We start from the raw sequence: 13,208 nt of genomic DNA, 5'->3' as shown, positions 1-13,208 counted from the left end.
TTATCTAAATAGGACGAATCTTCCCCGCTTCAATCAAAGTCGTAATTTGACTTAATTGCTTGTTTTCTGCCCTTAATGATTGGAAGATGGGCTGAAAAATATTACGACATTAACAAGGACAAAAATCAAAGAATGAAGAAGTTGATAACATTTATACCAACTCAACAAAAAATGAATGATAGGGGTGAGTCTAGACCCGTTCGGTGCAAATAAATCCCTCTGTTATTGAACCCGAATTAACTGAACGCCCACCACTGGACGACCGTCGGCGGTAACTCCTTGTATGACCACGCGCACCGTCCGTACTACGTCTGACAACGGAAAACGCAACTGACTGCGTCCCTGTCCGTCGGTTTGCATTAAGGGTTTCCAATATAAAACATCCCGATAATCCACCTTTGAAGTACTTCCTATTGCTGCCTCCGCGTCGTAGCGAGGCACATAAAATTCGCGTTGTACCGACGGATAACCAATGAACTGAATTGGCGTCATTCCTTCGTTCGTTTTAGAATTTTTCTGCATCGACCGAGCACGTTTGGTGTAAAAAGCAATGACCCCATTGCCCGCTCGAACCCCGTATGTCCCAGTAGTACCCGCATTTTTTAGCACTTCGATGCGTTCGATGTCTCCTGCATTATAGTACAGCAAAGCGGTTCCATCGCGGTCCTCTATGGGCACGCCATCTATCAAATACAAGGGTTGCATCCCGCTTTTGAAACTATTTACCCCCCGCATAAATACTTTGTAGCTACGCGCTTGGGACACCCCTTCTCGTTGAACGGTCACGCCCGTCAACCGTCCCTGAATCATTTCGTACAGATTTTGAAAAACGGGTGACTTGTCGTCGAACACAACAACGGCATCGGCCGCATTGTGCAAACTCCGCAGTTGAACATCCTCAGGTCTTTCTTCGATTTTACGCGCTCGAACCGTCACTTCCTGCAAGACTTGAGCCGTTTTATCACGGTAAAAATCAACGTTGGACTCCTGTCGAATCCGAGCCGCTTTCGATTCCGCCCGCAACATTAACCAATCGGGTGACGCTGTTATGCGCCCCGATTCCCATTGACTACTCGACGTTTCCAAGACCAAAAAGGCTTCTTTGGCAGAAAGTTTTCTTGACTTTTCATCCGTAATTTGCACCATTAACTGTAGCGTATCAGTCGCCGCCATTCCTACGAGACGGAAGTGCCCCTGCTCGTCAGCCCCTGCCGTTCCTACAAAAGACTTGCCAGTGCCTGTCGATACTACCGTGAGTTTCGCCCCAGGAATAGGTTGATTTTTAGCGTTTAGAATACGGCCTTTGAGCGATACACCACCGAACTGTTCTGTTTCGGGCGTACCACTAACGCGTCGCCAGCCCTGCGTCAACAGTAGGTCGTCCAGTGCTTGCAGGGTTTCCGTAGAGCGATTCTTCAGATATTGGTTGGGGGTTTCGATACGCCCTCGAAGCTCGCCCGTCAGCAATAAGTGGGTGTGAATGTTAGCTTCGGCGGTATCATCAAACACTTGGTCGGCATCGGTAATCGAGGCTGATAAAGCGGCCAACACTGGTGCTCCATTATCACTCAAATTGATACTCAAAATGGCCTGCTCGCGTGGCTGATAGCGGCTTTTGTTCAAGCTCGTCACTACACGGACTGGCGCAGTAGATTCGGGGACAAATACCAATCGTTCGGCCTGGGCCTTACCGACGGCATCATACAGGGTGATTTGTGCAAACCCTGCTGGCCAAGTCGTTATAGGCAAGTTTATCTTCGCCACGCCGTTTTGCAAAAGAATTTTTCGCTGGTCAATCACCCGACCGTGCTGCTGTATTATCACATAGGCAGAGTCGGTTACAGTACGTTTCGAGCTCCTTATGGTCAACATTAGACGGGTGGTGTCGGTGGTTGCATCAGCCGAAAGTAACAGCCCCTCCATTTCTGGTTTGGGCAATGGAACACGTTGCGGCTGGTTGTTATAGGTTAAATTGGCGTAATAAGTCCGCTGTGCTTTGGGCTCTAGCAACACGCTCGTCATCCCCTGCTGATTGGTTTTAAACCCAACGACTTCCACTCCCAAATCATCAACAATACGTCCCGAAATAGCCAAGCCGTGTCCATTGGGCTGTAGAATTTTTACGCCCAAACGTGCTGGTAATCCCAAAATCCAACGCCCTCCTTCTGGCAGAATCTGAATGTCTAGTAACTTGGGGATAGTATCATTAGGCATGGCTGCGTTGTTATTCCGAAGCAGGTTATAGACCGTCACCGAACGCTCAAACGCTGGGCGTCGCTGGGCATCGTCTTCGTCGGTATAGGCGCGCAGGTGATAGGTTCCCGTCATGAGCGTATCCGACAAGCGGAAATTACCTTCGCCACGTCCTTCCACGATGCGCACCCACTGGTGCTGCACCAGTTTGCCTGATGGCGTAAGCAGGTCCACATGGATGGCCGTTTCGCCACTGGCCCGCTGATGGTTGGCCGCGTCGAGTAAATACGTACTCATCCAGAGCCGATCTCCAGTGGCGTAAAAGGGTTTGTCAATATGTACAAACAAGGTAGGAGCCAGCAACTTAAACCGTTCACTGAAAGCCGCAGTAATGCGTTTTAGGCTGGAATCAGGTAGGGCAATTTTTCCCTGCATTGCCAACGGATCGTTTGTAAGTGACTCCTTCGCATTCGCATCGGGTTGCCATTCGGCGGGCAGCATGGTCGAGAGTCGGTCATCGCCCATCGAGCCTTGCGCCACCATTCCTTCAGGCTTCGTAATCACCCCATTGGTAGCCAGTTGTAGGTATCCGCTGGGGAGCGATATTTCGGTGTATTCGTAACGGGCATCGGGATAAGGTGAAAAGTTGGAAGAGGCATTCCTGTAAAATACAATGAGCTTCATGGACGAAACCAATCGGCGTTCGGTCGATATCTTTCCAGGTTGAATCAACGTAGCAGCCTTGACTGGAATCAAACGCTTGTATTCGCTAATGGCGGCGGCGAGCGTAATGGACTTACGGTCTGCGGGCATTGGTTTAGTGACATCTTCCTGAAAAACCATAAAGCCCGCCTGCTCAAACGTATTATCGACCAAACTGGCCATTAAATGCCGAATAGAGCCTTGGTAGGCCGCTAACCGATTGCGCCGAAACCGATTGGCTTGCCGTTCACTTTCGGGTTTTAGTTCTTCAAAACGCGCAGTCCCCGCCGAATACGTCTTTCCTGAAGCCGCAGCATCAAAATGTTGCAAATCATATACCAATCGGTAGCCCAGCGCCTGATTTTCAATCATTAACGGCTCGTTGGCCGTCGCATACAGGTGATTGTTCTCTTCGTTAAAATACAGCACATCACTATTGACAAGCTGGCACTGCCCACCAAATGGTTCACCGAGAAGCTCCTTTTTAAACTGACGTAGCTGTTGTTCTCGTTGCTTTTGATTGCCCCGTACTATGACCGTTTCTAAGGTTTGTGCACTTGCTTTTAGCCGAAAATCAGCTTTTTGGGGAGAGGCATTGTCAAACCTGAACGTACGTTTTTCGGATTCGTACCCAATAAAAGAAGCCACAATTTCAACCGTACCCAGCGGAATTCCAACCAGCGTAAATGCTCCTTTTTCGTCGGTCACCGCTCCTCGCGTGCTACCATTCACATATACGTTGGCAAACGGCATGGGCTTTCCCGTGGTGGCATCTCCTACGTGGCCAGTGAGTGTGGCGGTGGTTTGTCCATGAACAAAAAGGGATGCTTGTATCAGTAGGACAATAGTTGTCCAAGCGGTAACGAGCGAGCAACGCATGGTTGTAAAATGGCTGGTTAAGTATGAAAATCAATGGTGTAGTTCAACTCGCTCTTTTAAATTTCACCAATTCTCAAGCTAGTTTGAAAACCTAGCTAATAAAGCTTTAAAATCTTCATCTTTACTCAGGGGACAGGTTAAGCGTATTAAAAACAAAAAAGCCTCAGCGAGGCTAAATCTTAGTAGAAAAAGACAAAAAACCTCCCCCGAAAAACCCATCGGCGCAACCGATGCTCAGAAAGAGGACACCCCGATGGGGCTTGATTTCGAACCTGATTCATTCTTGCTACTAAGATGTAGCTCCTCTGGAGCAATAAATACTAGCTTTTTGTTTTGATACGTTCAACCAACTCTCAAAACGGCAATTTCCCCAAGTCCACGTTGCCGCCTGTGAGGATGATGCCTACTTTTTTGCCCGCAAAACGCTCTTTGTTACGGAGCAAGGCCGCAAAAGGTACGGCGCAGGAAGGTTCAATCACAATTTTCATCCGTTCCCAAATCAAACGCATGGCAGCGATGATTTCGGGGTCGGACGTAAGAAGAATATCTTTGACGTGCAAACGAATGATTTCGATGGTTTTATCCCCCAAATTAGTCATCAGTCCGTCGGCGATGGTATTGATGTAAGGCGCTTTTTCAATCCGCCCTGATTTGAAGGACAATACCGCATCGGCCGCCCCTTCGGGTTCACCCGCAATGACTTCGGCCGTGGGGCAAAGGTAATGTGCTGCCAAGGCCGTGCCGCTGAGCAATCCCCCACCGCCCACGGGCGCCATGATGGTGTCAAACTTACCGTAATCTTCGATAAGTTCTTTGGTAGCGGTGGCTTGTCCTGCAATAACACGGTAGTCGTTGAAGGGGTGAATCATGGTGGCGCCGTACTTGGCAATCACCTCATCCACGGTACTTTCGCGGGCTTCAAGCGTGGGTTCGCATTCAATTACCTCAGCACCGTAGCCACGTACGGCGTCTTTTTTGACTTGGGGAGCCGTGCGAGGCATCACAATGTACGCCTTGGCTCCTACCAATCCTGCGGCATACGCAATCGCCTGGGCATGGTTGCCCGACGAATGCGTTGTCACGCCATTTTTTAACTCCGTTGGACTTAACGATAACACCGCATTTACCCCTCCACGGGCTTTAAAGGCGCCAATTTTTTGAAAATTTTCGCATTTAAAATAAATCTCTGCCCCACTCATTCGGTTAATCGTTTGGCACGTAAGCACAGGCGTGCGGTGTACGTGCGGACGAATGCGCTCGTGGGCGGCTTGGATAATGCTAAGGGTAGGTATCATGTCCAAACGGTGTGTTTTGGGTTCCTTTTCTATTTATAAAGCGCTCTAGCAAAAGTCGGGTTGGGAGCAACCCTCCACACTAACTTTTACACAGTTAGACCTTGCTTTTGGAGGTAGCTTTCCCAGTCGGTTAGTAAGTTTTTCTTCAATACGCGCGGGACTTTGTTTTGCCCCCCCATTTTCCCTTTGGCTTCGAGCCAGCCGTAAAATGTACTAGAAGGAACGACCGTCACCAACACATCTTTCAACGCATGGCGGCGCTCTACCACGTAGTCGTCATTCAACACTTTGAGGTGTCCGTCTATTTTTTCTCGCAACACTTCGGGAGCCACGTGGTCGTCGGTACCGATATACCAATGGTGCGCAAAAAGTGAATCGGAACGAATGCCCGCTACGGTAAATTCTTTGATGGTAATGTCGAGTTCTTCGGCCGTCAATTCAATGGCTTTGTTCATGTTTTCGACCGAAAGGTGTTCACCACAAAGGCTCAAATAATGCTTGGTACGACCCGTCACGGCGATTTCGGCGCGTTCTTTGTTGACAAACTTGACCGTATCGCCAATCAAATAACGCCACGCCCCCGAGCAAGTAGAAAGCAAAAGTGCGTAGTCCACGCCCTCTTCCACTTCGTCAATCATCAGCGTTTCGGGATTGCAAATTAGCTCACCGTCCTCGTTGAAGTTTTTATCGTTAAAAGGCACAAATTCGTAGAAAATGCCATTGTCAAGCACCAAGCGCATCCCATCGGCGTGGGGGCGGTTTTGGAAAGCAATAAACCCTTCCGAAGCCAAGTAGGTGTCGATGTAAATCAATGGACGCGCCAAAAGTTTCTCAAAACCTGCACGGTAAGGTTCAAACGAAACCCCTCCGTGACCAAAAACGGTGAGGTTGGGCCAAATGTCGTGGATGGTATCGAGGTTATAGCGCTCAATGATTTTTTCCATGATGATTTGAAGCCACGCAGGCACCCCCGCCATAAAACCAATGTCCCAGCTTGGGGCTTCCTCTACAATCTTTTCGAGCTTACGCGACCAATCGCGTTCGCGGGCAATTTCGCGCCCTGGCTTGTAGTAGCGTTCAAACCAAAACGGAATGTTTTTGGCGTTGATACCGCTTACGTCTCCCTCAAAACGGCCTTCGTCGATGGCCGTCAGGTCGATGCTTCCGCCAACGAGGAAGAAACTTTTCTCGTACAAATCACTCGGAATTTCTTCGTAGCGTCCCAGCGAAAATATTTGGCGCAAACTCGTATTACGAAACGATTTGGCCATGGCTTTCGTCACGGGGATGTATTTTGAAGCGGCTTCGGATGTTCCTGAGCTCAACGCAAAATACTTAACCCGCCCAGGCCAACAGACGTTTTTCTCGCCTTCCCGCGCCATGCTCCACCACTCACGGTAGATTTTCTCGTAGTTGTGAACGGGAACAAATTCTTTATATTTTTCGTAAAAAGTTTTGCTTTCGTCAAAAACGGCTGCGTTGAGAATGTCCTCAAACTGGTATTTTTCACCAAACTGCGTATAACGAGCCTTGGCAAGAAGCTTGCTCAGGGTTTTACGCTGTATGTTAGCAAAATCTACATTTTCTTTCTGAATACGAGTTGAGAGCTTGATTCCTCCTTTTAACAAGTTTCCCAAAAGTGCCATGCTATCAGGGGTTTTTAGTGTTGTGTATCTTTTCTTTATAGGTTAGACTAGAATTGCCATTGCTGCATGAGCTTCATGGTTTCGTAGGCTGTTAAATCATATTGGCACGGAACTACCGACACGTAGTTATTTTCTAGTGCCCACTCGCACGTATCTTCCTGACCTGCGTCGAAATTTACGAAATTGCCCGATAGCCAAAAATAGCTACGGCCGTGTGGGTCTTTTCTTTTGTCAAATTCTTCTTGCCATTTGCCGTTTGTTTGGCGACAAATACGTACTCCCTTCAAGGTTTCTTCCGATTTTTTCGGAAAATTAACGTTGAGCGCTACCCCTTTTGGTAGTCCGTTGGCAAGAACATTGCTGGCGATTTGTTTTACATACGGCCTAACGTGCGAAAAATCCGCGTCAGACGCAAAGTCGCAAAGCGAAAAACCAATCGACGGAATTCCTTCGATGGCTCCTTCAATCGCCGCCGACATTGTCCCTGAGTACAAGACACTTATCGAGGTGTTTGAACCGTGATTGATACCACTTACGACCAAGTCAGGCGTACGGTCTTTGAGGACATAGTGCTTGCCTAATTTTACGCAATCGGCAGGAGTGCCGCTGCATTCGTAGGCTTTTACGCCTTCAAAAATGGGAGTAGCGTGTAGTCGAAGCGGCTCTCCGATGGTGATGGCGTGTCCCATGCCCGACTGAGGGCTATCGGGGGCAACCACCACCACTTCTCCTAACTCCTGCATTACTTCTACTAACGTCCTGATTCCTAATGAGGTAATACCGTCGTCATTGCTGACCAATATAAGTGGTTTTGGGGAATACATATTCAATAATCGCTCGTTTAAAGGCTGGCAAAGTTACGGACAAATCGTCATATTTTTATGCTGGCCTATTCGTAGCCATTTTTCAATACTATCTTTCCCCCTTTTTGTGCTACTATTTCAATTTCGGTTTCATCAATGGGCTTCACAATCATTCCTTGTTGTACTTTTACAAGATGCGTTTTGAAAGGAAGTTTCAGGCGAGCCACACCGCCTTTTTCTGAATACAGCTGAATTTCATCCACATTTCCGCCCGTCCGCGTGGCACTTACCAAAAACGCCCCCTCCGCGCGTAGGTCACGAAAAGATGCCTCAGTCCAATCGTCAGGAACGGCAGGAAACACGCTAATTACTCCCGAATAACTCTGTAAAAGCATTTCTTGAACTCCCGCCGCAAAGGCAAAATTTCCTTCTAAGGTAAACGGACGGTAGGTAAATTTGGACAAACCCGATTTGGTTTGATCACCATTGGCATGAAACGAGTTGGACAAACAAAAAGCCGAGGCAAACGTTCGGAGGGTTTTGGCCGCCCCTGCGCCGTCTTTGGCACGCGCTTTCAGGCTTCCTAGCCACGCGTACGAGTAGCCGCACCACCAATCGGGCCCGATAGAATCAAGTAAGGCTATGCTTTTTTGGATGATTTTTTGGTCGCGTTCCCCCTTTTCCCATTGAATATCCCCCAACGGGTGAATCGCCATCATGTGCGAAAAATGGCGGTGCGATTGCGCATACGCCAGCGACGGAGAAACCTTCAATTCCAAACTGTCTGACAAGGCATAATCGGCCATTTGTTTGTTCAGTTTTTTCCAACGGGCCATGTCCTGCGTCAAATTTAGTTCGGTGGCTAGTTCTTCGGCTTTGCCAAACGCAAAACGCATCAGCGACAAATCGTAGTTGGTATTTTCCGAAAACCAAGCCGTCACTCGGTTGTCGTTGATTTCGGGGCTAGAGCCTATCGGCAGTTGGCGTTTCCAATCGTCGTTGAGAATGGTGTTTTTTTCGAGGAAAGTGGCCACTTGTTTAAACCACGGATACGCCCGTTCTTGCAAAAAACGGCGGTCCATGCTGTAGCGCCACTGAAGGTAAAAGTGCTGCGACAACCAAGCCGACACCGTTGGAGAAAAAGAATATTGAATCCAACCTCCCATGGGCACGCCCGTCAGCGTGGTTACGCCTGGGACGTTGATACCATCCGTTTGAAAAAACCATTTGGTGTATTCGCGGTACGCCGCGCGGTTGGCATCAAGGTGGTCGAGGTAGCCCATTGCTTCGTCGAGGTGATTGGCGGCATAGCTCGGCCAATAACTTAGCTGCGTGTTGAGGTCATGGTGAAAATCCCCTTTCCACGGTGGAAGGCGGCCATTGTCGGCCGTCCACACGGCTTGCAGCGAAATGGGCGGCGCTCCTTTGCGGGCCGTACTGCCAAATTTGTATTGTTCGAGGTAGTATTGTTTTTCGAGCAATGGGTCGGGCAATTTGAGGCTTGATTTTCCCAAAAAATTTTTCCACCAACTCAAGTGCGGAAGCATCGCTTTTTCGTACGACATAGCCGTGGCCGTCAACTCATTGGCAGGTGTTTTGGGCTTGTTGGGGTAATGCGCCGAAATACTCCACACGCCTTCCCACGTTTTGTCAGCCACTTCTTTCCAACGAACACTTACTTCGTATTCAAAATCGCCCCAACCTTTTTGGCGGTACGTCGCCGACTTTGAGTTTTGTTTTACTTTCCCTTGTTTATACCCCAACCGTGCCAAATCGTCGCCCGCTACTGAGCCGCCCGCTGTTTTGTCCACTTCGCCTTCGTATTTGGGGGCCAACAGCTGAATATCAATCTCTTTGACGCCTTCTAACCGAAAATACCCAAACGGCAAATTGGCATGAACAAAAGAAGTAAGGCGCGCTCCATTCGCCCATTTTACTTCTGCCACCGCCCGTTGAATGTCCAAACGCGCACTGGTTACGGCGCCCCATTCTTTTGAAGCGATTTCGAGGGCGGCTCCAGGGATTTTGCTGGGAGCAGGCTCTTTTTCATACGGCACATCTCCGTATTCTTGTACCGTTTTGTAGTTATTTTTCTTGATTTGTTCTTGAACCCACTTGTAGGTAAACTCAGGCTTTTTCATGCCTTCCATCGGGCGTAAATCCCAGAGTTCGGCATGGTCGAGTGAAAAACGCAGCTTATCATCTTTTTGCCAAATCAACTCTCCCACAAAGCCATTCCCCAATGGCAATGCCTCGTCCCAACGCGTCGGAAGTTTATCAAAAACAAGGTCGTGACTGGCCGACACTTGCGCCGAAATAGTGGTGTGTAGGCTACCCACAAGAAACAGTAGCAGCCCTAAAAAGCGTTTGGACATGGGTCAGAGTTTATGCTAAAAGTGACTTCAACGCCCCAATTTACCAAGCAATGCCCAATTTTTTACATTAGAAAAATATTAAAGCGCTCGAAACTCCCTAACAAGGTTTTGAGAAACCTCGGTTTTCGGTTAGGAGTAACCGAAAGCACTTGCTGTAATTAACCGAAAGCACTTGCTATGAGTAACCAAAAGCAGTTGCCACCACCTATGCTAGGTTATCAACAAAAAAGCGCCGAGGTGGTTTCCTCGACGCTTTTTGCAAGGCTGAGTCGCCTTAGTCTCGCGGATGTTTCGTCATCGAATTGTTAGACGCCTTCGAATCGTCATTTTTTGTATTATTATCACTCAAAATATCTGGCTCATATACAATAATTGCCTTGTACTGAGGAGGAAATTCATCGCTTGGCTTGAAGGCGGGGCGCTCGTACGAAAAACTAAAAGAGGCATTTGCATTGAGGTTTTGAAAGGGAAATAGCTTTACCATTTTTCGATTTGTGCTGCTATATTCCTCCCAAAGCTGAACATTTTGCTGGTTGCTTCCGCTTTCATAATTCATTAAACCCAAGTTTTTGACGGTGACTGTAACACGAATTTTGTCGCCTGTATTAAGTTTTAGAAATGAAAAACGGATGTCATCAATGGCAGGGTCAATAGTACCTAAGCGACCTGAATTGGCTCCCCGAATCACCGCAGCGGAGGGGTCGGCGAGTTTAGGCTGAATTTGGCTCGTTTGAGAAAACACTACAGAAGAAACTGCCAAAAGTGTTATGAGAATGCAAGAAAAAAATGAAGGCTTCATGGAAGTAGTTGTTATTAAAAGTAAAGAAAATTCAGGAACGAGGAGCTAACACGCGCGGCTTAACAGTGAAACGAATCGAACGGCTGCAATTTCCATCACGCCCTGTGACTGACCTCCCCGTTGCCATCAACATGACATCGTAGGTTTCGTTTACATTTCGAAAAGTATATCGAAATTCGTTGCTCGTAGAAGTCTGATTGTAAAGCACTTCATTCCGACTATTGGTAATGTACAGTGAGAAATGCCCCTGACAACCCGAACGCACTGGCAGTGTAGGTATAATAAATTGTACGGGTTGTGTGGGGCTGGGCGGCAATTCTAAATCTCGTGAAATCATGACGCCAACAGTGCCATAAATTGCCTTAGAACCCAGCATAAAGTTGGTGGTAACAGCCTCAGAAAAGCAGCGACAAATACGGCTATCGGGCGACTGAGCTACGGCCTGGTTGTTTTCTAAAAACAACCCTACTACGGCACAAACGAGGGTGAGAAGATGTTTCATGTCTGATTAGGGAGCTTTAGCGAAAAGTAGCTTCAAAAGGGCGATTATTTCCATCAAATCGTACCAACGGGCGGCCTGTCTGGGCAAATACAACACGCTCTTGGTCACTGCTTTTGGCTACCACCCGAAGCAAATCGACGTTCCAATTATCTCCTCCTATTCCTCCTCCAAAAGTAGTTTGGAGCATCACACATTTGATTTGACTCAATGGAGCTGCACGGCGAAGGGTCAGCGGTACATTTTCGGTATAATTGTCCATCCAACGGACATTTTTATTGATATTGGCATACACATCCGTTGACCCATCGGCATATTTTACAATCACATTGACATTGTCATTACCGCCACGCAAGTCGTCGCCACCTGTGCCTATTTCAATCAGTAATTGGCGCACCAATCCATCGTTGGCCAAGGGGGTTGGAGAAATGACAGGTGGACGCACAGTGGTATATTTTTTATCTACGAAGTACGTGAGCCACTTATTCGCTGGACGTTCTTGATAGTAGTAATTTTGGGCGGTAACATTGACGCGCAGCGTCTGTGTTTCGTTCGGATAATTGGGATCATAGATAAAGATTTTAAAATCTTCTTTATTATCGCCCAAATCCCCTTTGTAACGTCCCAAATCATACCCTATAGCCAAGACCTGATGGTGAGGGCCTACCCCGCCATTTCCGCTTTTAAATAACCCTAGTGGAACTGGGCTTCCTGAGCGCATCATTTCGACCAATTCTTGTATCCTGCCACCATTGGTTCCTTGCAGCCCCCAGTTAAAAAATTCATTGGTACGCCAGCCAAATGGATTAAAAATCAGTTCGGCCCACTTATCGGAATTTGAGCTACCGTTGACGTTGAGTAAAGTAGAGTTATTTTGTCTCGTCAAAATATACTGGTGCAAAGTTGTACCCGAAGCAGGGCGGTGGGTTTGGGCTGGAATAGGCTGGTTGTTTTTGTAATAATCGAGTGCCGAATAAACCATCCCTCCGCACAGACCTCCAAAACGAGGGCCATTAAGACCCGCAATTTGAATCTGGGTTTGAAATTCGTTGGAAAACTTAAAACCATGCTTGATGGGGTCAAACGTAGTGCGTCTCTCTTGAGCGTGAACTCTTGCTGTCATGATTACAAGTCCTAATACGAGCGATAATAATGTTGTTAGCTTTTTCATGATAATCAATAAGTTATGTTGAATTGATGGGTCAAAGGTAGTGGGTCAACGCACGCTCGTCAATTACCCTTTTGGGTGATTTTTAAAACCAAAAAGCCGCCGAGGATAAGTTCCCCGACGGCTTTTTAGCATAAGTTTATATATGTTAAACGGCTACAATTTTTTCTTTGAGGGCTTTGGCCACAGCCTCCGTTCCGCACGACACGTGGAGTTTGGTATAAATGTTTTTGAGATGTTTTTTAACGGTATCTAATGAAATAAAGCACTCAGCAGCAATCATTTTGTAGCCGTTGCCTTTGATGAGTAATTGTAAAATTTCTTTTTCACGCTCCGACAAATTGTAGTCTGGCGCTGGTTTTGACGCCTGTCGGAAGTAGTGAAAAATCTTGTTGGCTACTTGAGGACTCATGGGCGAGCCCCCTTCCATTGCTTCTTGCAAAGCAGCCATGAGGCGCGCGGGAGGCGTATGTTTGAGTAAATATCCATCAGCACCTGCACAAATACACTCAAAAATTTGCTCATCGTCATCAAACACCGTAAACATGATGATTTTGGTGGCTGGGCGTACTGCTTTGATAGCTTTAAGACCTTCAACCCCACTACGTCCAGGCATATCGATATCCATAATGACCAAATCGGGCTCATGCAAGAGGACTTCTTCTGCCGCACGCAAGCAGTTTTCAAACGCAGCTTTGACGCTAAAAAACATTCCATCGTTCAAAAGTAATTGGAGCGACTGGCGAAGTTGGTTGTTATCTTCAAAGATGAGGAGTGAGGTTGCCATTTCACAAAATTAGTGGATGTTAATGGGTTTGTAAAGTACCCTTTTGGGTGATTTTTGTTTGC

9 protein-coding genes are annotated in these 13,208 nt (G+C 47.5%); all 9 read right to left on the bottom strand.

Features of this window, described 5'->3' with window-relative positions:
• Positions 1 to 222: 222 nt before the first annotated feature.
• Complete coding sequence (locus tag AC23N5_RS07825) at positions 223 to 3,774, bottom strand: carboxypeptidase-like regulatory domain-containing protein (protein ID WP_487755112.1); 3,552 nt, start codon at positions 3,772 to 3,774, stop codon at positions 223 to 225.
• Positions 3,775 to 4,127: 353 nt separating this feature from the next.
• Complete coding sequence (locus AC23N5_RS07820; RefSeq protein ID WP_487755111.1) at positions 4,128 to 5,069, bottom strand: threonine ammonia-lyase; 942 nt, start codon at positions 5,067 to 5,069, stop codon at positions 4,128 to 4,130.
• Between the two features lie 86 nt (positions 5,070 to 5,155).
• Entirely contained in the window at positions 5,156 to 6,715 is a 1,560-nt protein-coding gene (locus AC23N5_RS07815; protein ID WP_183971786.1) for a GH3 family acyl-acid amido synthetase, read from the bottom strand.
• Between the two features lie 47 nt (positions 6,716 to 6,762).
• Positions 6,763 to 7,539, bottom strand: coding sequence for a 5'/3'-nucleotidase SurE (gene surE / locus AC23N5_RS07810; protein WP_487755110.1), 777 nt, complete (start codon positions 7,537 to 7,539; stop codon positions 6,763 to 6,765).
• A gap of 65 nt (positions 7,540 to 7,604) precedes the next feature.
• Positions 7,605 to 9,893: a glycosyl hydrolase family 95 catalytic domain-containing protein gene (locus AC23N5_RS07805; protein WP_487755109.1), complete on the bottom strand. Its 2,289-nt coding sequence runs from the start codon at positions 9,891 to 9,893 to the stop codon at positions 7,605 to 7,607.
• Between the two features lie 274 nt (positions 9,894 to 10,167).
• Positions 10,168 to 10,692, bottom strand: coding sequence for a hypothetical protein (locus AC23N5_RS07800; protein WP_183971789.1), 525 nt, complete (start codon positions 10,690 to 10,692; stop codon positions 10,168 to 10,170).
• 31 nt (positions 10,693 to 10,723) lie between these two features.
• A complete protein-coding gene (locus AC23N5_RS07795; protein ID WP_487755108.1) occupies positions 10,724 to 11,194 on the bottom strand; it encodes a hypothetical protein in 471 nt (156 codons plus the stop codon).
• Positions 11,195 to 11,210: 16 nt separating this feature from the next.
• Entirely contained in the window at positions 11,211 to 12,362 is a 1,152-nt protein-coding gene (locus AC23N5_RS07790) for a hypothetical protein (RefSeq protein WP_487755107.1), read from the bottom strand.
• A gap of 145 nt (positions 12,363 to 12,507) precedes the next feature.
• Positions 12,508 to 13,146, bottom strand: coding sequence for a response regulator (locus AC23N5_RS07785; RefSeq protein WP_183971792.1), 639 nt, complete (start codon positions 13,144 to 13,146; stop codon positions 12,508 to 12,510).
• Positions 13,147 to 13,208 lie beyond the last annotated feature (62 nt).

This window comes from Runella sp. R5_40 (genome assembly GCF_057652295.1).
Note: the sequence above shows the minus strand (reverse complement) of the source record. Positions and strands in the feature narration are given on the sequence as shown.

Excerpts from the sequence above, each read along its gene's own strand:
- AC23N5_RS07825 (WP_487755112.1), bottom strand. The coding sequence starts at position 3,774 with ATGCGTTGCTCGCTCGTTACCGCTTGGACAACTATTGTCCTACTGATA.
- AC23N5_RS07820 (WP_487755111.1), bottom strand. The coding sequence starts at position 5,069 with ATGATACCTACCCTTAGCATTATCCAAGCCGCCCACGAGCGCATTCGT.
- AC23N5_RS07815 (WP_183971786.1), bottom strand. The coding sequence starts at position 6,715 with ATGGCACTTTTGGGAAACTTGTTAAAAGGAGGAATCAAGCTCTCAACT.
- surE (WP_487755110.1), bottom strand. The coding sequence starts at position 7,539 with ATGTATTCCCCAAAACCACTTATATTGGTCAGCAATGACGACGGTATT.
- AC23N5_RS07805 (WP_487755109.1), bottom strand. The coding sequence starts at position 9,893 with ATGTCCAAACGCTTTTTAGGGCTGCTACTGTTTCTTGTGGGTAGCCTA.
- AC23N5_RS07800 (WP_183971789.1), bottom strand. The coding sequence starts at position 10,692 with ATGAAGCCTTCATTTTTTTCTTGCATTCTCATAACACTTTTGGCAGTT.
- AC23N5_RS07795 (WP_487755108.1), bottom strand. The coding sequence starts at position 11,194 with ATGAAACATCTTCTCACCCTCGTTTGTGCCGTAGTAGGGTTGTTTTTA.
- AC23N5_RS07790 (WP_487755107.1), bottom strand. The coding sequence starts at position 12,362 with ATGAAAAAGCTAACAACATTATTATCGCTCGTATTAGGACTTGTAATC.
- AC23N5_RS07785 (WP_183971792.1), bottom strand. The coding sequence starts at position 13,146 with ATGGCAACCTCACTCCTCATCTTTGAAGATAACAACCAACTTCGCCAG.